The following is a 20,728-nucleotide window of genomic DNA, read 5'->3' as shown; positions in this document are numbered from 1 at the left end:
ATTTTTCCTATCCTAGACCGTCAGAGTTTAGCAAATCTTTGAATGATTCAATATAATTGCCTAAACCTTTCAGTTTTTCATTATTATAACCGTAAAATTGAATTCCAAATTCGGTAGCCGCTTCGAAATCATTATGCGAATCACCAATTAAACAGGATAAACTTGGATCAATTAATCCTTCCTGAATTAAATTTTTTATATTTTCCTTCTTTGTTAGAGGAGAACCCAATATTTTTTTAAAGTATTTACTGAGATTAAGTCTTTCACAAATATAATTCAATTCTGACTGATCGGAGCCAGATATAATGAACAAATCCTTATCCTTTAATAATTTTATTGCTTGAATGCTATCATTAATAATTAAATTTTCATCGATTAAATTTTTTAACATAATAAGCCTGAACTTCTCAAGCAAAACATTCAATTTGTCATTATCTAGCTCATTCTTTAAAATATCTTTGAAAAAATAGTTAAACTTGGCATATCTTGAAAGTCCACCATTCGATTCATGAAAATCTATTAATTGCTGAACACTTTCTTCTGGATAATCCTTTAGAGTTTCGCGAAAGCCAAGAGTTCTCCAAGGATTGGAATCCAAAATTACCCCATCAAAATCCCAAATAATTTGTCTAAATGATTCAAACATTAAGAAGGGACCAAATTATTTTCTATGAGCCATTGTTTGCAGATTTCAATATCTTCAATTGTATGCACGTCAAAAGCTTTTGAAACTTCAAATGGTTTAACTCGATTGCCCATAAAAGTCCAAGGTTGGTAACCTACTCCTTCTTTGATACTTCGTAGATTTAATACCCAAAAATTGTGGCACAAAAAATATGATTTTGGTAACTCTTGGCGGTTTGATGAAATTGCCTTTCCAGAAAAGTCAAAGAAAGGTTCCAAGTTACCTTCGCTATTTACCATCTTTGCTCGATACGGATGATGATCCATGTCCGAGTAAACCGGTACTGCAGCTGTTAAACTAGGATCATTTAAAATCTCATTTATACAATTAACAATCCACTCACTTTTAACCATGACAGTATTAGCAAGTAACACAACTAGTATATCTGGAAAGCGACCCATTGACTTCATTATTTCCAATGAATGTTTAATAACATCTGAATGTAAAGCTGTTGGAGTTGCATATTCAGAGGGTCTGAGTATTTTTTCATAACCTAAGTGATGTGCAGCATTCAATATCTTATCACAATCACTACTAACAAAATAATCATTTATTAACTCAGCTTTCTTTGCTTCCGTAGCAGGGTAATACAATAATGGTTTTCCGAAGACTGGGAGAACATTTTTATCTTTGAGAGAATTATTTCCTCTTCCAGTCAATAATGCCGTTACTCTCATAGATCTTTCTTTATCCTCAGGGAATTGATTTCTTTGAGTTTTTCCATAAATATTGCTATATCTACAGAATAAGCTAAATATCCTAGATTTAAATTTCTCCAATGCTTTAACATGTGCGGAGTATCGCAAAAAGTACCTAATGCAATTCCCTTTGCTTTTGCTTTAAATTGTAATTCCGTTATTTTTTCAATAATAATAGGATGCTCAATTTGTCCAGGAATCCCAAGTGATTGGGATAAATCATAAGGTCCTACAAATATTATATCTACGCCTTGTATTTGAACAATATCATCAAAATTATCAATTCCTTCTTTACCTTCTAATTGTATTACTATGATCGAATCGTTCGATTTTTGAAAATACACATTTCTATCTTGGTTTGAATATTCTGCCGATCGCACGAACCGACATACTCCTCTTTCACCGATTGGATAAAATTTTGATAGTTTTATCACTTTCAAAACTTGATCAACACTAGTTACTGAAGGTATTTGAATTCCATCCGCACCTAAATCAAGGACTTTTCCGATTAAGCTGGAGTCATAAGAATCTACCCTTACTATTGAAATTAGTTCACTTCTACTTGTTGCCATCAAATGATGCTTTAACATCTCAGTTTGAATTGGCCCATGTTCCATATCAATAATAACGAAGTCGAAGCCTGAATAAATTGAAGCTTCGATCAAACTGCTGTCTGTCGTTTTCGAGAAATAACCTAGAGTATTTTCGTTTATGGATTTTAATTTAAATTTTTCTAATTTATTCATTTATTTAATCAAAGAATAGAGAGAAGTAATTTTTAAATCATACAATGTAGGAAGTAGCGAAATTAATTTGAATCGATTTTTGACTAAATTGAAAATATTTTGATTCTCAATAAACATCTCGTGCATTTTGGATGTTATACTTTCTTTTGGATATCCATCATAACCTACTAAATAAACATTTTTTGCTTCCAAAATTGATGAAATTTCAAATGCCAAAATGGTATGCGTATCATTTATCGGGTGATTTATTGTAGATTGCTCAATTTCAAAAATTTTATCTTTTGCAATCTCGGGTTTATATATGCCTAACTTTCTTGGAGGTGGTGGAAGAATGCATATTCCCTTGAAAGGAGAATTGTCGTAAACTCTTTCTAATCTATGTCCCTCATTCCCAACAAGACAAAAGTATTGCGGTATGAAATCTAAATCTTTGAATAAGTATGCATTTGTTGAACTGGCATGTACGATAGTTATCGAACTCTTGTTTGTATAAACAAATGATCTTATCGCTTCAAAATGTTGTTGAACCGAATTACCTCCACCAATCAATAAGACATTTTCAAATTTATTTTCTGGTTTAAATCTTTCGACTCTAGGTTTATCAAGTAAGTTGCTTTTTTGATTTTGTAAGGCTTCAACTATAGAGTTTAAAGAATAGAATCTTTTAGTTATCCATTCCATCACATCTTTCTGTGGTAAAGAATTACTACCAGAAACCATGTAAGGCAAATTTGTCCCCCAATTATGGAGTTTCTGTAATTGACTAAACTTATCCACCAAATTGGATAGATAGTTAAAATCAAATTCCAATAAACCTTTGGATGAAAGATGTGTTAAAATCAACTCGGTCTTTAAATTTCCAGCACCTCTACCCATTCCAGTAACAGTAGAATCTATAATTTCGACACCATATTCAAGAGCAGTTAGGGAGTTTACAAGAGCCATTTCTAAATTATTGTGACCATGGAAACCTAGCGGTATACTTAATATTGATTTTACAGTTTGTGTAATCTCTTTTACATCTTCTGGGTATACACTGCCATAGGAATCAACCATATAAAAAAAATCGCAAGTTTCATTTACTAGTGGTAAATCCGTCAAAAATGATTTCATCGTTTTCCATTTTGACATATACATAACATTCAATGCGACTTTAAACCCTAAAGATTTTATTCGCTTAAGCAATGTTAATGATTTATTAAGATCTTTTGGATCAATTGCGACTCTTACTAGATCTATCAAACCCACACAAGGAAGCAATAAGTCCTCAATATTTGATTCAAAAAGGTCCTTACCATTCAGCAGAATTGCAAGATTTTTATTACTGATTGACTTGATTTTTTTTATCAGAAAAAGTGGAAGGTAGTAAAACTCACCTTTATAGTAATTTTCAGCAAACGCTTTATAACCAATTTCAAGAAAATCGATTGGCAAATGGTTAAATGATTCGAAATAGACTTTAACTAAATCGTTATCAAAATCCCAATTGGTGTAGTAACCACCATCTCGTAATGTGCAGTCCAGTATCTTCATTTATTCCTTCTAAAAAAAAACATACCAATAAGTTAAAACTTTAAAGCCATTTCAAATTCGAACATTCAATTCTACGTCTGTTTTCCAATCAATATTTTTTCTATGGTTTCGCCACAGTCAGAAATGTCAAGACTAGTGTTCAATAGTTAAACTCAGCAATATCAGATAATCTGAAATACGAATCTTATTATTTTCGAATCGCTTCAGCAATTATATTCCAAGAGTAATCCAACTTTGAGTCTACTTTCTTAATGTACAAATTTCGGTAGTCTTTGAAATTCATCTTAGTATTCAATATTTTATCGAAATCAATTTGCCCAAAATCTGTATTTATATCCACTTCTACAGGAACTTTCCCATGCCATTTAGCAAAAACACTCGTTGCCTTCTTGTAAACCCATCGCATAGAAGAAGTATTAAAGAAAATTGCTTCTTTTTCAAAGAGATTTATGAAATTAATGCTTGTACTAGAATGAATCAGGGCAAAACGGCAGTTTTTAATTAAGTCCAAAGTCCTATATTTAATGATAATGAATGATTTAAAATGTTCTTTAGTTTGATATTCCGATCTTGGATGGGCAGCTATCACCATCTTCGCATTGTATTTTTTCTCAAGATAATGAAAAAAACTTTCTAACCTTGGATAATAAGTCTCTTTTTTGTCTGCATACGGTATCTTAAAAAAATCATTATCGGGATGGTAGGGAGAATATTCATCCAAGAACACAATATAGTTATTAAAGTTTTTTTGTTCTATTAAGTTTCCATAAACATCAAAATAAGGAGATGATTTGAAACTAGTTTCCATGGATTGCAAAAACAAATCAAAATCCAAACTATGAGCCCAAATTATTTTCGTAGAATCTAGAGTTTCATTTGTTAAGTGTTCAATCGATCGACTTCCACCAGCAATCACGTATGTTGGTGCCAAGGGAGTTTTCCTAATCACTGCTTCTAAGGACCTCAGCAGAGCACGCCCAATTGATTTTGAAAGCGATGAAAAACCTTCTTCAAAAAGCTTCTGTTTAATTTTAATATATTTACTTTCGCTAACAGTTTCTGAAGTAGATGGAATTTTATTCGTACAATGTAGCGCATAATCGATGCCGAGTCTAACCATCAATTTCAGTAAATTTTGATGGTAGCCAGTTAATAAGATTACTAGAACTTTTTTGCTTCTTATCCGTAGCGCATTCTCTAATTCTTTTATTGTTGAGAAGTATGTGATATACTCTTTGTGGTTCCCTTGTTTTGAGGCTATGTATTTTTGTCTATGAAATATATCTTCTAACTGATAAACCTCAACTTGAAATCCCAGTTGACTTAGTTCCTTAATCCCAAAACGTTTTTCATCTCTGTCTGTAAATGGAGTCTCTACAAAAAAAATAATCGATTCATATTTGGGCATCTGTCTTCGTTATTTCACTTGTTTTAAAATTGATACCAATTTCTCTGCATTAGATGCTATGGTGGTTCTATCCATCTTAACAAGAATTGGTATGGCAACACTTCTGCTTAACTCTCTTTCAGAGGGTTCCATCGTATCTATCAATTCTTTCTTGGTCATCCCCAGCTCGTCCAACATATGATCCCAATAACGGGCAAAATGCCATTCAATCGCATCAGGAACGTTTTTTGTTCCCAATCCTTGTTGATTCATTTCTGTAACTACCCATTTTGCCTTTTCTGCGGTCTCCAATTGAAATATCAAACAATCATAGAGCGGTTGCGATTTTTTTGGAATTCTTCGAAAAGAAATATTAGGAAAACCCTTTAAAGCTTCAAAGTAAATGTTATAGTTTTCATTGTTTTTTGAAACAATGAAATCCAATTTTTTCAATTGTGCTAAGCCAATGGCAGCCTGTAGTTCACTCATCCTATAGTTAAAACCACGAATTCTATGTGTATCTCTTCCTCTCGGAAATTTTGCATTGTATTCATGGCCATGATCATGATATTCTCTGGCGAGTTTATAAACCTCTTCATCATTGGTGGTCACCATCCCACCTTCACCAGTGATAATAACTTTTCCTGCATCAAAACTCCAAGCACAAGCAAGTGATTGTGTTCCTAAGTATTTACCATTCCATCTTGCACCGAGCGACTCACAATTATCTTCGATAATTGCGAGATTATATTCATTGGCAATCTCATGGATCTTATCCATTTCACATGCCACACCTAACATGTGTACAGGAACAATTGCCTTTGTTCTCGGGGTAATTGCTTTTTTTAGTTCTACTGGATCTAAGTTTAAAGTATCATTAACATTCACTAAAATTGGCTTTGCACCCAAATCAATAATTGCTTCCACCGTTGCAATAAAAGTGAAAGCTTGGGTGATGACTTCATCTCCAGGCCTAACACCAGCAGCAAAAAGAGCTACTTTGATTGCTGCTGTACCGGAAGACACAGCTTGAGCATACCTTACTCCAATTTTTTCTGCAAAAGCCTTTTCAAACTCTCGAACTCGGTATCGACCATTTCGAATCGCATCAAATCCATGAGCAAATAAAATGCCACCATCATCAAAAAGCTGATTTATCTCTTCTCTTTCTTCTTTTCCGATTAATTCAAATCCAGGCACTTACAATTCCCTAACCTTGCTTAATTAAAAATTTCTTTGCAAACATGTCGGCGAGCAACACAACAGACGAATGAATATTACTTGCAACAAATCGATCAAAAACGCTCGCATCACAAACATACAAACCTTTACAATCTTTTAATTCAAAGTCTGAAGTAATCGAATTATGTAATCCACCGATCAAATGGTGGCCACTATACATTGTCTCTTGAATGTATTTGTCTGGATCTTTTTCCATTAAATCTAGTTGATCAATTTCTTTAACATGATCCCATATCGGTGGTGATTTTAAAAGTTCTATACAATACTTAATGGCAAGTTTTAAGAGAGTTACATCCGATTCCGTAGATAAAAACTTTGGATCTACTTTCAATTCTCCATTGTTAAATGAAACATAACCTTTCGACAATGGATGTATTGCATTAATGGAAATTGAAAAACTTGGCTCAGAGGTGTTAAAAACAGAACCCTTACTTCCGTGCCTACCCGATTCGGAAAATTGAAGGATTTGTATCCTGGTATCTATTTCACCATCTCTATCAAGGTCTAGATAAGCCGCAGAAGTGGCACCTGTTCCTCTCATTACAGTTGGTATCCCTAAAAAATGTTTGATTCCCAGAAACATCTTTTTCCAAAAACTTGCGTATACCTCGTTTAGGGAATTCAGCGGATGATTGGCAAAAACATTGACTCTTAAGTTTGTATGGTCTTGGATTTCTTTGCCGATATGTAGATCTTTGATTTGAGAATTTGGATCTAACTGTTGTTGTAATAATAAAGAACAGCTGCCAATAACACCGGCGGAAAGAATCACAAAATCAGAATCATAAGTGGAACGATTCGTTTTTACACCTTTGGCGTTTCCGTTTTCATCGAAAAGAATCCTTTCGACTTTTTCATTTAAAATTGTCTTAAACTTCTTTTTACCCAATACGGATAGAACCGATGTTCTAAAGAATGTACGAACTGTATTAAAAATTGGGCCACATGCTTCTTTTTCAGAAACACTCATATTATCGAGTGGAATACCCCGACTTTTTAAAGTTTCTAAAAATGAATTGTCTATATAGTTTAGTGGAGCTTTTTTAATGGTAATTTTACTTTTCACTACTTTGTTTTCGGAATAAAGTAGTTCGTGACTCTCATTTAAATCAGACACTTCAAATCCGAATCGCTTTAGTATCGGTATCCATTTAGATAAAAAACCAAATACATGAACGGCTCCATTCATCACAGAGGCTCCGCCTAACAAATTTGATTGATAAAAAGGAATTTTACGTCCATTGGCTAAATCAAACTCTGTCTTATGAACATACTCCGAATTTTTCCTTCTGAATAAAATTCCAATCATTAATGGAACTCGATAAAGCAGTGGATATGCTTTATATTCACTTTTTTCAAAAACTGTTACCGCAAATTTCTCCTGAAGTCGATTTGCAATAACAATACCTGCGGTTCCTCCGCCAATGATAATGACTTTTTTCTGATTCATATAATCCTTAATAATATTACTGAAAAACTTGATCAGCTGATTCATAATCATCTGGTCGGCCAATATCGATCCAAGATTCATGCATCGGATAAACAATTGTTTTCCTTTTGGTTGCCTTTAACTTACTAAAGAGAGTTGGCATATCTGTATATTCGTCTTGATTCAAATAACTAAAAATATCAGGGTTAAGCGCGTAGATTCCAGCATTGACGTGAGTTTTGTAGATTGGTTTTTCTTCGAAGTCGATGATATCAACACCTTTGGTATGAACTACTCCAAAAGGATGTTGCCATTCATGCATACGCACTGCCATTGTTGCAACTGCTTTATGATCTAGGTGAAATTCCAATAAATCACTATATCGAATATGGGTTAATACATCCCCATTGGAAACTAAAAACGGATGCTCAATCCTCTCACGTATAAGGCTCAAAGCACCTGCTGTTCCTAAAGGTTTATCCTCGTTTAAATATTGAATTTCAACATCCCATTTTTTCCCATCTTGAAAATACTCTTCAATCATATGTCCGAGATAATGAACAGAAATAATAAAACTTTGAAAGCCGTCTGCTTTTGCTCTTTCAATGATATGTTCCAAGATTGGTTTACCGGCCACAGGCAATAATGGTTTGGGACAATTTTCTGTATAAGGGCGAAGTCGGACACCCTTACCCCCAGCCATAATCACAAACACATTCTCCCTCTTTTCTGGCAGGAGAATTTCATCTAACACATGTAAACCTAATACTTTTCGATTATCATCAACAATGGGAATTTGATGAATTTTATTGGCTTTCATAAGTTGCAAAACCAATTCTCGGCTCATGGAAGGAGTAACTACAAAAGAATTTGGATTTAAGATACCCTGAACAGTGGCATTCATATCCATACCTTTTAAGAGCCCTCTGCGAATATCACCATCGGTGATGGTTCCAAGTAAACAATTTCCTTCATCAACAACCAATACAACCTGTAGTGCTGTTAACTCAAGATTCTGAATCGCTTTTTCTATGGAATCACTTGATCGAACTAGTGCTTTATGCCAATGGTTGGACATTTATTTATTACTCTTACTCGTAAGATTTAACAATTCGAAAAGCTTCAGCATACATTGTGCCTCTCTGCGATCCTCGCAAGATTGCTAATGCTTTCACAGAATCTAAACTTCTAGGAAAGGGATGGTCACCCAGTTCACCTTCATACTCTTTTAAAATTTCCACTTTTCGTTCGAAAAAATCAGAAATATCCACATATAAATTTGCCGAGATAGAATCAATTTCACCAAAATTTGTTTCTGATAGTATTTCCATCTCAAGGATAGATTTTATATTTAAATTTCTAAATTTCTTGGTAACAGAAATTCCTATTTGATGAGTGATTTTATGATCCGTATGCGGATCCTGGGCTGATGGTAATAGAACGATCTCGGGCTGGTGTTTTTTAACGAGATCCAATACTGGACTTATTAATTCAGAAAATGAATACTTATCGAGCCCGGTTGGCTCAAAACCTAAGTTATACACATAATCAAATGGATACATACGAGATACGTTATGAATTTCCGCTTCACGGCGATTGATCTGGTCTTTGGTCCAACCAAACTCTTCTTTCATATGTGTCATTATTAGCCAAATAAGATCATATCCAGCTTGTTTCTTCGACAATAAAAACCCACCTGCACCTAACGTTTCATCGTCGGGATGTGGTGTAAAAACTATAATTGATTTTTTATTCAAAGATAATCACCTACTTGTATTGTCTCTGGCAATTCATGATTTTCAAGTAATATCGCTTCTGTTGATAAACCACATTTTACTAAAATAGAAGATTCAGAAATTTTTAAAACTTTCCCTGGTTCAAAGTTTGAATAAGGAGTTTCTGCTATCTTTGCTTGCCAAACAGGATACTCCTCACCCTTATAAAGGATTAAAGCACCGGGGTAAGGTTTAGTTAATGCTCTGACTAGATTATAAATACTTTCATTAGACATTCTAAAGTCAATAACCCCGTCAACTTTGGAACGTTTTCTCCAGGAATTTGCCAGTCTATGATCTTGTTTTTTTGCAATTAACTGGTTATTTATGAGCTGATTTGTAAATTCAATAACCTGTGTCCGAGACTCGTGAATCAACTTATCATACAAGGTGCTTGCAGTATCTTCTTTCTCAATAATAATCTTTTTCTGAGAAACTATATCTCCATCATCGGCACCCTCACCCATAAAGAAGAATGTTGATGCTGTCTCAGTTAGTCCTAATATCAATGCCCAGATAACGGGATGCCTTCCTCTGTTTTGCGGAAGAGACGCTGGGTGATATCCAACAACCCCTTTCTTTGGGATTTGAATGAAATCTATTCCAAGTAAACTATTCCAACCAAAACAGTAGACGATATCCGGTTTCAGTTCACTAACCCATTCAAGTATAGGTAATTCATTTACATTTTTAGTTTTAATAAAAGGTATTTTATATTGTTTTGCAATGATAGAAGTATCATAATAATCAGAATTGAAACCTGTATCATCCTTGGAAATCACTCCAACAACGTTAAATTTACTTTCGACTAACAATTCCAAGATGTTCTTAGAAAAAATGACACAGCCTATGAAAAGAATTCTCATAATTGGTAACTAACATCAAAAAATGGTTTTTTTACATCTAAATTGTCGAAATCTAAATCCTTTAGATATTCGAATATTTTTTCTGAAGCACCACCTTCTCCATATGGATTAATTGTATTTTTCAAACTTTCTTGAAATTCGTTACTATATAACTTTTCCAAGGCTGACCGAATCGATGCATAATCACAATCTGCTTGGATTACGCTTGTCGCCATAATTCTTCCTCTTTGACGATCACCAAGGTTGATAGTTCCCTTTTTAAAACTTGGCACTTCCAGTAAACCACTCGAAGAATTTCCAATCACACCATCTACAAATTTTAGAACTGATAAATACCTTTGAATACCAAGTGAAGTATGGGCAATCGAATGGTCTGGATAATTTCTTACAAAATCATCGATCAGTTGATTGATGATTCGACCGTTGGTATCTGAGTTAGCTTTTGTAAAAATAAGACCATGACCTTCTCCAACATACTCCTTTAGCACTTCCAAAAGCTCTTTGAATTGTGCCTCAGACGTATCATGTTCCAATGTAGTAGGATGAAAGGTAACCATCAAATTTTTATCTTTGAATTGGAACTTTAGAGAATTTTCCAACTCTTGGAGAGAAAATAGTTTTGTGTTTTGTATGATATCTACACCTAAACCACCACATACATTTACTCGGTCCGGACTTTCACCAAGCTGAATGACTCGTGTCCGATATTCTTCATTCGCTACAAAATGCAAATAGGACATCTTTGTCACTGAATGACGAATTGCCTCATCAATCAAACCTTCCGTTCTTTCGCCACCATGTATATGCGCAATAGGAATCCTTGTTACCATCGCAGCGATTGCACATGCCAAAGTTTCATATCTATCACCAACTAGAAATACCAAGTCAGGATTCATTTGTTCTAATGCTTCTGTTATGGAAATTAAAGCAAGACCTATAGACTTTCCAATTGCTACAGAAGAATCAGAGCTTAATAGAATTTCTACCTTTCTATCAATCTCAAAACCATCACTTTCAATTTCCTTATAGGTAAGACCAAATTCTGGCGATAAATGCATACCTGTAGCTATGATTTGTATTTCGAAATTCGGCGCATCATCAACCAATTTCATCAATCTTTTAAGTAAGCCATACTCTGCTCTAGTTCCAGTGATAAAGCAAATTTTCTTATTCATTACAGATTACTCTTTAAATTGATGACGATAATATGGGAAAAAATCTTTAGTTTAGATCTCAATCAATTCATCTTCTAAAAAATCTTTGGATGCTGTTTTTCCCATTACCTCATCCCACCTCATTGGAGAAATTCCATTTCCAGGTCTCTTGGTTGTTATATTTTGTTCAGTAAAAATCTCACCTTTCCGAATATTCTCTTTTGCAATGAGTGATTTACGGGCAATTGTCATATTTCTTATTTCGGAAGGGAAAGGTTTTTTCACACCGTCACCTAACGCAATCTCAATATTTCTGATACCGCTTACCAATGCATTCAATTCATTTGGTTCTAAACTTGCCTTGTGGTCTGGGCCTGGTAAATTTCGATCGAGGGTAAAATGTTTTTCAATCATGATTGCCCCTAGAGCCACTGCAGCTAAAGATATTTCAACTCCTACTGTGTGATCAGAATATCCAACCTTAACTCCAAATGCATTTTGAATCGAAAGCATCGCCCGCAAATTGACCTCATTCATAGGAGCAGGATATTCAGTAGTACAATGTAATACAGTGATGTTTTCTCTTTTAGTTCCAGCATTTTCTAAAACCGATAGTGCCGCTTCAATTTCACCAAGATTAGACATTCCAGTAGATAGTATGACTTCCCCTTTAAGAGAGCCGATTTTTTTCAAATAGGGATAATTTGTGATTTCACCACTGGGAATTTTCCAAAGATCGATTCCAAGTTGGATGAGTAACTCGATGCTAGGTAAATCAAACGCAGTTGATAAAAATTGAATCTTATTTTGTTTGCAAACTTGAATTAAATGTTGGTGCATCTCAAAATTCAACTCTAGTTTCTTTAACATAGAGATTTGTGATCCATCTTCTTTCATGTTTGCCTTTTGGTATTCCGCTCTGCCTGCAAGTTTCGAAGAAATCGAATTTGACTGGAAAGTTTGAAATTTTACAAAATCAGCACCCGCTTTTGCGGCCACTTGAATGAGTTCTTCGGCAATTTTAAGATCACCATTGTGATTTACGCCTGCTTCAGCTATAATTATTGTTTTTTGTTTCATTTGACTAACTGGTTTGCTTTTATAAAAGTTCCATCCGGGATTTTCGAACCTTGCACAATGACAGTTCCGCTTCCAATAAAAACATTCTCTCCAATCTCAACATTTCCATTGACAATGGCCCCAGTGGCTATATGGGAAAACTTTCCTATATGGACTTCATGTTCTATGAGTGCATGATCATTGATAATACAAAAATCTCCGATCATAACATCTGCTTGGATAGTCGCCTGGTGCATAACAGTGATTCCTTGGCCTAACTTTGAATAGGAGGAAACGATAGCACTGGGAGAGATAATATTAGGGAGTTCTGCACCCAATGCCATTAGTTCATTGGCTATTTTTTTCCTAACTATGTTTGATTGGATTTGGCCCACAGTTATATGGAAGTTTTTGCATTTTTTAGATAATTCACTTAAATCGGAATCATTGCCCAATACTTTTACATCCAAAACGAAGTGACCAACTGGCAAATAGGAATCAACGATACCTAAAATTTCAAACTTTGCTTCTTTTCGAATGACATCAATCACTGATTTGCAGTGACCACCTCCTCCGATTAGTATGATTCCTTCCATTTCACTCCACTGGGAATATTCACTAAACGATCTGCAATGTGATACGTATTTTTTAATGAATCAGAAAAACTATTTTGATACATGGGTAATGTGTTTAGTGGATTCCAAGAAGGACGTGTCATCACTTTAGCCCCATTGGTTTCAGCCAGGAACTTGTCTCTATCTGATTTTGATTGAAATTCAATAGTATTTAGCCAGTAGTTGGAAACCGAATTTTCTATTTCTTTTTTGAAAATTACTTTTGTATTTTCAAAAAACTGAATATACTTCAGCGAAAGTGCTCTTTTCTCTCTTAAAAAATCATCCAGCTGCTCCAACTGTGCACAGGCAAGAGCGGCATTTAGATTGGGCATCCTATAATTAAATCCCAATTCATCATGAGAATATTCCCAAGGATGCGGAACTTTTGCCGTTGTGGTAATATGTTTTAATCTTTTTCCTAAACTTTCGTCATCCGTAACAACTGCACCACCACCACCGCAAGTAACGGTTTTATTGCCATTAAAACTGAAAACACCTAAACGACCAAAAGATCCAGTATGTTTACCATTCACATAACTTCCCAGAGATTCAGCAGAGTCTTCAACTACGTCTAATCGAAACATTTCCGCTATTTTACAAATCTCTTCGATCCTACCAGGATTTCCAAATGTGTGCATAGGAACAATGACTTTGATTCGTTTTCCTGTTCGTTTGTTTGTAACAATTTGGTCTTCAAATTCGCATTCAGATTCCAAAAAAACTAACAATGCCTCTGGCGAAAGGCTCATCGAATCTAAATCGACATCTAGAAAAACAGGGTCTGCACCTGTATACCTAATGGCATTGGCAGTGGCAACAAAACTCAAAGCTTGAGTAATAACCTCATCTCCCGAACTGACTCCTAAACTATGAAGTGCGATATGAAGTGCGGCTGTTCCATTTACAGTTGCAACGGCATATTTAGCACCAGTGATAGATTTCATCATCACTTCAAACTGGTCTACATACGCGCCAACTGATGAAACAAAAGTGGACTTAATAGTTTCAGTCACATAATGGATTTCATTCCCACGAAATACAGGAGCATGAAGGGGAATGAAATCATCAGCTGAATTGTAATGATCTCTAACTAGATCTAAAAACGATTTTATCATGGATAGTTGATTGTATAATTCCCATGAAAATTAATATCTTGTTCCAAATTTTTAAAAAGGTTCAACTGAAATGCTTCAATTAATTCTTTTACACCATCTTCCACTGTGTATTTAGGTTCAAAACCGAGAACTGACTTCACTTTTGAAAAATTAACTTTATAATTACGCGGGTCAGTTCCGTGTTCTTTAAAACTAACTTTAGAATTGGGAAGATACTTTAAAATAATATCCAAAATTCCTTGTTTTGTAAAATTATTGATTTCGCCACCTGCATTAAAAACTTCTTTATGAGTTTTTTCCTTAGGGGATTTCAAAACTATGTCAATTAATCTTGCGAAATCTTTTACATGGCAATAAGGTCTCCATGTATGAGCATCATATACAAGTAATTCTTTTCCTAAAATTAAATCCTTAGTAAACTCACTAACGGTAAGATCAAATCTCATTCTTGGAGATAATCCAAAGGCAGTTGCAAATCGCAAAACGACAGTAGAAAAATCAAAATTATTTTTTTCACTCAATAGTTCTTTCTCAGCTGCGACTTTCGCTTTAGCATACAAAGATAACGGAGAAAGTTCAAAGTTTTCATCTGCAAGTTCATTGTTTTGAATCAGACCATAATTAGAACAAGTTGAAATGAAAATAAGTCTTTCAATTCCCCTTCCATTCATAACCTTGAATAGATTCAATATTCCATCATCATTAATCTTTTTAGATAAATCTGGGTATTTTTTTGTAATTGGATCACCAACTAAACCTGCAAGTAGCACAACAGAATCAATACCAACTAATGCTTTTTTTACTGCATCTTCATCACATAGATCACCAAAGATAAATTTGTAGTTTTCATTCAATATGTAAGGGATAACAGTGCGTTGGTTCTCATACAAAAATCCATCAAAACAAGTAACCTTATAGCCATTTCGCAGTAAAAAATCAGTGATCACTGATCCAACATAACCTGCTCCACCAATCAAAAGTATATTTTTCATATTTTTATTTTCCTTCCTAAAATGCATTCGGCAATTTCCATATCATCTAATTCATCAATATCAATCGAATAACGTAACTTTGATTCGAACAAATGGGTTTTTCCTTCGACAACAAAAGCTTTATTGTTTTTTAAAAAATCTACTGAAGCTAAGTAAAAAGAACCATCCAGAAAGTAATAAGTTCCTGTATAACCCTGCCTTCCCGTAACTTTTTCATTAGGTTTCTCTAAAAAAAACCATGAATCCTCACCTGCCTTAATACATTCAAATGGATGTTCTCGCATTAAAGTCACACTCACAAGACTCTCCATTTTTTTTTCTTTGAACCTAAGGATAGCACTTTGCACTTCTGATAAAATTCGAATGGGTGAGGTAGGTTGTAATAGTAAGACAGAATCAATTTGCACCTCATTCGATTTCTGAAACCACTCTAAAGCATGCATCACGGCATCAATCGTAGCGGAGGAATCACTTGCTAATTCCTTTGGCCTAAGATAATCGTCGTTTAATCCTAATGATCTTCCATAAGCCTTGATTTCGATATCATCCGTTGATAAAAACGGAATCACATTTTTATCTATTTTTTTTGCCAGTTCAATGGTATAAAAAAGTAATGGATTCCCTGCTATTTGGTATAAGTTCTTTCCAGGTATCCCCTTGGATCCACCCCTTGCTGGAATAAATGCTAAAATATTCATAATTTGGTTAACTTATAAAGGAGAACGGAATCACCATTCTTATGAAAGAATTTGACCTTGTCTTCAGTCTCAAATAGACCTTCCTTTTTTATAAAGCTATCGAACCCAGTTTCGCCATCTAAAAAGTTCCTAAAATACTTCTGGTCTCCAGGAAAATACTGATGGATTGCTAAAATACTTCTTCTTTCTTGATCTACTCTCATACATTGATGAATCTTTTTAAATACAGTAGAAAGGTCACTCACGAGATACCAAAGAACTTCAGAAAGAATCACGAGATCAATATCTTGATACGGTATAGAAGTCGAATTCAAAAGGTCAAAAGTTTGAAATTTTATGTTCTGATTTAATTTCTTTGCTTCATCAACAGCTAATTCGGAATATTCAAGACCATACATTTCAAAAGGAGAGATTTGATTCAGTTCAATTTTTGGATTAGATTGGTTCACCGAATTACGAGCGTTTAATAATGCCAAATATTTCTTGTAGAACAAATCAGAAAGTGATCCTTTACCTGATCCCAAATCTAAGATACGATTGTAGGAAGAATTTTCGTCTAGCAACAGTTCCAGAAACAATCGATTCGTTATGGAACTATTTTTTTCTTCACAACCCCACGGATCAGAAAGATCTTTATACATTTCTTCGAAATCGTATCTAGGATTTCCTGTATTTGGGTCGACCCAATATTCATTTTTGGACGCGTATTTCATAAATTATTCTGTAAAAAAAGATTTAAAAAAATATAGTAATAATTTGAATCTAAATAGACTTAATAGTCGAATGGATACGTTCTTTTACTTTACCATCAGATAAGTCACCGTAAAGTTTTGTAGATATTTCCATGATCTCACGTTTTAGATCAATGTCATCTTCTAATAAAAGCCTAAACCGATCTTTAAAACTATCAAAATTTCTACAAATAATTCGCGATCCGAAATAATCAAATGTATCACAAATAACTGACTTAATATTATGAGAATAGTCATGAACTAATGTTGGCTTTCCAATGGAAATTGCCTCATCCATAAGCGAGGTATGTTTCCCTATGACTATATCAGAATTTTTAACTAAATAGTAACTATAAAATGAAATTCCATATTCCTTGGAAATTTTGATATTATGGAATTCCTTTAACCGATGCTTTATTGGAGAAAAAAATGGTAACTCCAACCAATCTATCATTTTATATCTTAAAGTGAAAAGTGAATCTTTAAATTCACTTGCAAGTGCCATAATTTCATCTAAAAAATGCTCCTGGGCTTGCCAATTCAGAAGAGGATTAACCTGGCTTTCTACCCAAGTCATATCGCAATGAAAACCTAACACTAAAATTCTTTTATTATAAATACCTACAGAATCTTTGTTCGAAATATTAGGGAACTTTCGGAAAAACTCATCTGTTCTGTATTGCCCAACCGAAAAAGATTTTTCGAAGAGATAATTTCTAGAGCTTTCCATAATCAATCGACTCTCGTTAGAGGATATGAGATATTGATCTAATATTACTGATGTAGATTTATAATATGCAGATATATACCTTTCCTGAACCCCTATAGTGAGGATATTACAAGACTCAAAGGCTAAAATTAAAGATTTAGGACAAATAATATCATAATCGATATAAGCTCTTTTAAGTTCTTTAAAATGGCCGAGATCCCTTCTATGTGCTTGAAATTTCAATGCAAGGATCCATATTTGAATCTTCAAAGGAAGAGAAGACAATTTTATTGATAGAAAATTTAGCACGAATACTAACTTAAGACTGATTAAAACTACATCTTTTACACCTAACTTCTTTGCAGGTGTCAGCTTAAACCAAGGTAGAACTTCCGATGGTGAATTATATCCAGAATAGTCAAAGTGAACTAAGTTTTTTGGTTCAAAAAAGGAATCTTTTTCACTATAGTACAAACCCTTTTCATACAAACTTCCATACTTTAAACCAGAATGAGTCACATAAGCATGTTCATATTTACCCCAGTCAAAATGAGGTTCAGAACGTAATTCTTCTTGAAACTTTGGCTTAAATAAAAGCAAACTTCGAATTTTTAAAAAGATACGAAATGCAACTTTAAAAACAAAAGGAAAAAAACCGAGAATGCCTGGAATAGGTATCACTAGCCTTAAACAGTTATCAGGAAGTTTAGGAATCGACAGATCATCAAAAGAGAAACTAATAAAAATGATTTTTCTATCCGGATAGTTTTCATGCCAAAAAATTAACTTACTACCTAAAGAAGTAAGCTTTAATGCAACAAAATCCAAAAGATATATAGACACCTTTTCATCTAAATTATTGACATTCGGAAACAAATTTCTTAATTTTTCAAATTGAAAGTGTTTTAGTTTTTTATCTAACCATATCCAGGAATATCCTTCGGGGTCACTATCGGCATCTGCGAATGTTGAAATCGTTTTGAGATCAGCAATCGGTAAGGGAATGATTCCAAATTTTTTCAAAAAATTTGCAAAGGTTTCGATTTCTCCGCTAGTAAGTTTTACGTAATAAACCCTTTGAAGGAATATTCTGATTAGTATGGCAAAGATAGAACTTACATAGGACAGTTCTGAAAAGATAATATCGAATGAGAAATGGAACAATTACTGATAGTATCCTTTTCCAATAAGAATGTAATTTTGATCTTGAAAATCTGGTCTTTTATTTGGAGTATATCGGAACTTACATTCGTTTTCGACAAGATCCAACCGAACCTGATCTACTTCAGATTTTCTACCATTTTCATTTTGAAATGGATCTGGATTCTTTAATTCCCATTCCCAATTTTCATTCCTAAACCATATTTTAGGATTTCGGTGTTGGTCTAACATAAATTTAAAACCATTTTTAGTCATTCCAATCCAATTTAAAAATTGGTTCAAATTTTTAGGTTCTTTTATTGAGTATTTTCTTATTAACTGAATTCCATCTTCCCTGCTGAGCCGACGGAGACGTATTTCTCGACAAACATGGTCAGTCACCTTTCCATATCCATGTTTAATAAACTTTATATAATCGTGAACATCAGAATAATTAAAGCAATCAACATCATTGTACGTATCAAAGGTTCGTGTTTGTTCACCACTTTCATAATCATAAAGCTCAATCATTTTCTCATGTTGTGCTTTGCTATCCCATCGAATATAATTGTTTAGATAAATTCCACGAACCCCGATTCGTTCAATCTCTTTGTCATGCGGATATCGAAACTGAACAATATCAGATTCTTCAATTCCATCAAATTCATCAATTAAATCTTCCGCTTCGAAACCCATCAAATCATGCTCTTTTCTGTATTTTCGGGTCATCTCTACTTCATTAAGATGAGAAAACATTCCAACTTGATCAACACCTTGGTGAGCACCCCAAATGATCAGTGGGATTTTAAATTTTACTGCGACTTGCACTGGATAAACAGTTTGGCCCGCAATACAATGCCAATAGATACTTCCCATTTTTCGAAGCGTGCCACGAGTAATTTTTTTTACCGTCTCTGGACTTACAGTGAGTGTCATGATATCAAGGTTAAATTTGATTCGAAGATTGGCTAAGTTGCGAATTCCCAGTTCCGTATTGTAGTGTTTGTTGTAAGTAACTAATAAAGGATTAAGACCTAATAAATTTTTTACCGTGTGAACGATAAAGTACGAGTCCCTTGCCCCGCTGACCGGAACAATACAATCATAGTTATTTCCAGATTGGTTACGGTAATCCTCTGCTATCTGCTTTAATTTTTGAAACCTCGTATTCCAATCCAGTAAGTCTTTTTCTTCATGGATTCGACATCCACTGCAGACTCCCTCTTCATCAAATGTAATATTGAGTGGATGAAGTTCTGAATATAAACAACGATTGCAAATCTTCATATAGTCTCTTTTTCAATTCGAAGAAAAAGCATTTCTTCTAAGATCTTATCATCTTTTTTCGTGAGTCTCATATCAGAATCAAATGTATTCTCTGAATAATTTGCATAAGTTTCTAAACGAATATTTCCATTTTTGTAAACAATAGATTTTGAAACATTAACACTGTGCTCCGTAAAATGAAAGAAGTTAGAAGCAGCTGCCGCGGAAACATTAGTTTTTGAAAAAACGTGAACCATATCCGAAGCATTTTTTGCACCACCGCAACAAATCACCGGTATATGGACTGAATTTGTAACCGACTCAATCAAATCCAAATCATAGCCTAAATAAGTTCCATCCCGATCCACTGAGTTCAAAAAAATTTCACCAGCACCATTGTTTGCAAGTCTATTTGCGTAATCAGCAGGATCCATTCTAATCACTTGTTTTTTTGTATAATCGTAAACCTGATAACCACTTGGAGTTTTAGTTACATCAATGGAAGCAACTACGCATTGATTCCCATAGGCCAAAGCAACTTCCTTAACGAAGGAGATTTCATTGTAAGCAATATGATTTAAGGAAACTTTATCGGCACCAGCGCTCATCAATTCATGCACTTGGTCCATTCTCCTGATCCCACCACCAACGGTAAGCGGAACGTAACATTTTTTTGCTGATTTACGAATCAAATCGTAGTTAGGTTGCTTTTGATTATTTGTGGCAGAAATATCTAAATAGACAATTTCATCAATACCCCACGAGGTAAGAAATTCTAATGCGATTTCTGGTTTACCTATAGGCAAATATTTACGAAAGCCGATACTCTGGACTACGATATCGTCCTTCACGATGACTACTGCTATGATTCGTTTTTTAAGCATGA

General features: G+C 34.2%; 20 protein-coding genes. All 20 read right to left on the bottom strand.

All coding sequences use genetic code 11. The features are described 5' to 3' along the window. Positions 1 to 7: 7 nt before the first annotated feature. Entirely contained in the window at positions 8 to 646 is a 639-nt protein-coding gene (locus DI076_RS03070) for an HAD family hydrolase (protein ID WP_108958564.1), read from the bottom strand. Next, positions 646 to 1,362, bottom strand: coding sequence for an acylneuraminate cytidylyltransferase family protein (locus DI076_RS03065; protein ID WP_108958563.1), 717 nt, complete (start codon positions 1,360 to 1,362; stop codon positions 646 to 648). The genes DI076_RS03070 and DI076_RS03065 overlap by 1 nt, the downstream gene beginning before the upstream one ends. Further along, positions 1,359 to 2,129, bottom strand: coding sequence for an HpcH/HpaI aldolase family protein (locus DI076_RS03060; RefSeq protein ID WP_108958562.1), 771 nt, complete (start codon positions 2,127 to 2,129; stop codon positions 1,359 to 1,361). Before DI076_RS03060 ends, DI076_RS03065 begins: the two co-directional genes overlap by 4 nt. Continuing rightward, positions 2,130 to 3,662, bottom strand: a complete 1,533-nt coding sequence (locus DI076_RS03055; protein WP_108958561.1) for an aldolase catalytic domain-containing protein — start codon at positions 3,660 to 3,662, stop codon at positions 2,130 to 2,132. A 187-nt stretch (positions 3,663 to 3,849) separates the two neighbouring features. Next, a complete protein-coding gene (locus DI076_RS03050; RefSeq protein ID WP_108958560.1) occupies positions 3,850 to 5,070 on the bottom strand; it encodes a hypothetical protein in 1,221 nt (406 codons plus the stop codon). 9 nt (positions 5,071 to 5,079) lie between these two features. Further along, on the bottom strand, positions 5,080 to 6,249 hold the full coding sequence (locus tag DI076_RS03045) for a DegT/DnrJ/EryC1/StrS family aminotransferase (protein WP_108958559.1): 1,170 nt from the start codon (positions 6,247 to 6,249) through the stop codon (positions 5,080 to 5,082). Between the two features lie 10 nt (positions 6,250 to 6,259). Then, entirely contained in the window at positions 6,260 to 7,741 is a 1,482-nt protein-coding gene (locus DI076_RS03040; protein ID WP_167396498.1) for a GMC oxidoreductase, read from the bottom strand. 16 nt (positions 7,742 to 7,757) lie between these two features. Beyond that, positions 7,758 to 8,798 carry a nucleotidyltransferase family protein gene (locus DI076_RS03035; RefSeq protein WP_108958557.1) on the bottom strand — a complete coding sequence of 347 codons (1,041 nt, stop codon included), beginning with the start codon at positions 8,796 to 8,798 and terminating at the stop codon, positions 7,758 to 7,760. 13 nt (positions 8,799 to 8,811) lie between these two features. Beyond that, positions 8,812 to 9,477: a PIG-L deacetylase family protein gene (locus DI076_RS03030; RefSeq protein WP_108958556.1), complete on the bottom strand. Its 666-nt coding sequence runs from the start codon at positions 9,475 to 9,477 to the stop codon at positions 8,812 to 8,814. Next, positions 9,474 to 10,316 carry a methionyl-tRNA formyltransferase gene (locus DI076_RS03025; RefSeq protein WP_245918239.1) on the bottom strand — a complete coding sequence of 281 codons (843 nt, stop codon included), beginning with the start codon at positions 10,314 to 10,316 and terminating at the stop codon, positions 9,474 to 9,476. The genes DI076_RS03030 and DI076_RS03025 overlap by 4 nt, the downstream gene beginning before the upstream one ends. A 41-nt stretch (positions 10,317 to 10,357) precedes the next feature. Next, positions 10,358 to 11,536 (bottom strand): UDP-N-acetylglucosamine 2-epimerase, encoded by a 1,179-nt coding sequence (gene neuC / locus DI076_RS03020; RefSeq protein WP_108958554.1) that lies wholly within the window; start codon positions 11,534 to 11,536, stop codon positions 10,358 to 10,360. Between the two features lie 51 nt (positions 11,537 to 11,587). Further along, positions 11,588 to 12,595, bottom strand: a complete 1,008-nt coding sequence (gene neuB / locus DI076_RS03015; protein WP_108958553.1) for an N-acetylneuraminate synthase — start codon at positions 12,593 to 12,595, stop codon at positions 11,588 to 11,590. Further along, the gene (locus tag DI076_RS03010; RefSeq protein WP_108958552.1) at positions 12,592 to 13,170 is read right to left on the bottom strand and encodes a NeuD/PglB/VioB family sugar acetyltransferase; all 579 of its coding nucleotides are present in this window, start codon (positions 13,168 to 13,170) and stop codon (positions 12,592 to 12,594) included. Before DI076_RS03010 ends, neuB begins: the two co-directional genes overlap by 4 nt. Continuing rightward, positions 13,152 to 14,306, bottom strand: coding sequence for a LegC family aminotransferase (locus DI076_RS03005; protein WP_108958551.1), 1,155 nt, complete (start codon positions 14,304 to 14,306; stop codon positions 13,152 to 13,154). Before DI076_RS03005 ends, DI076_RS03010 begins: the two co-directional genes overlap by 19 nt. Further along, positions 14,303 to 15,298 carry an NAD-dependent epimerase/dehydratase family protein gene (locus tag DI076_RS03000; protein WP_108958678.1) on the bottom strand — a complete coding sequence of 332 codons (996 nt, stop codon included), beginning with the start codon at positions 15,296 to 15,298 and terminating at the stop codon, positions 14,303 to 14,305. Before DI076_RS03000 ends, DI076_RS03005 begins: the two co-directional genes overlap by 4 nt. Then, positions 15,295 to 15,996 (bottom strand): acylneuraminate cytidylyltransferase family protein, encoded by a 702-nt coding sequence (locus tag DI076_RS02995; protein WP_108958550.1) that lies wholly within the window; start codon positions 15,994 to 15,996, stop codon positions 15,295 to 15,297. The genes DI076_RS03000 and DI076_RS02995 overlap by 4 nt, the downstream gene beginning before the upstream one ends. Further along, positions 15,993 to 16,709 carry a class I SAM-dependent methyltransferase gene (locus tag DI076_RS02990; RefSeq protein WP_108958549.1) on the bottom strand — a complete coding sequence of 239 codons (717 nt, stop codon included), beginning with the start codon at positions 16,707 to 16,709 and terminating at the stop codon, positions 15,993 to 15,995. Before DI076_RS02990 ends, DI076_RS02995 begins: the two co-directional genes overlap by 4 nt. 49 nt (positions 16,710 to 16,758) lie before the next feature. Then, positions 16,759 to 18,459, bottom strand: coding sequence for a hypothetical protein (locus DI076_RS02985; protein WP_135358375.1), 1,701 nt, complete (start codon positions 18,457 to 18,459; stop codon positions 16,759 to 16,761). A gap of 141 nt (positions 18,460 to 18,600) precedes the next feature. After that, positions 18,601 to 19,863 carry an N-acetyl sugar amidotransferase gene (locus DI076_RS02980; RefSeq protein WP_108958547.1) on the bottom strand — a complete coding sequence of 421 codons (1,263 nt, stop codon included), beginning with the start codon at positions 19,861 to 19,863 and terminating at the stop codon, positions 18,601 to 18,603. Further along, a complete protein-coding gene (gene hisF, locus DI076_RS02975; RefSeq protein ID WP_108958546.1) occupies positions 19,860 to 20,726 on the bottom strand; it encodes an imidazole glycerol phosphate synthase subunit HisF in 867 nt (288 codons plus the stop codon). Before hisF ends, DI076_RS02980 begins: the two co-directional genes overlap by 4 nt. Between the last annotated feature and the right edge of the window lie 2 nt (positions 20,727 to 20,728).

This window comes from Leptospira ellinghausenii (genome assembly GCF_003114815.1).
In the GTDB taxonomy this organism is placed as follows: Bacteria; Spirochaetota; Leptospiria; order Leptospirales; family Leptospiraceae; genus Leptospira_A; species Leptospira_A ellinghausenii.
The sequence above is the reverse complement of the archived record's forward strand: the minus strand, read 5'-3'. Positions and strand labels throughout refer to the sequence as shown.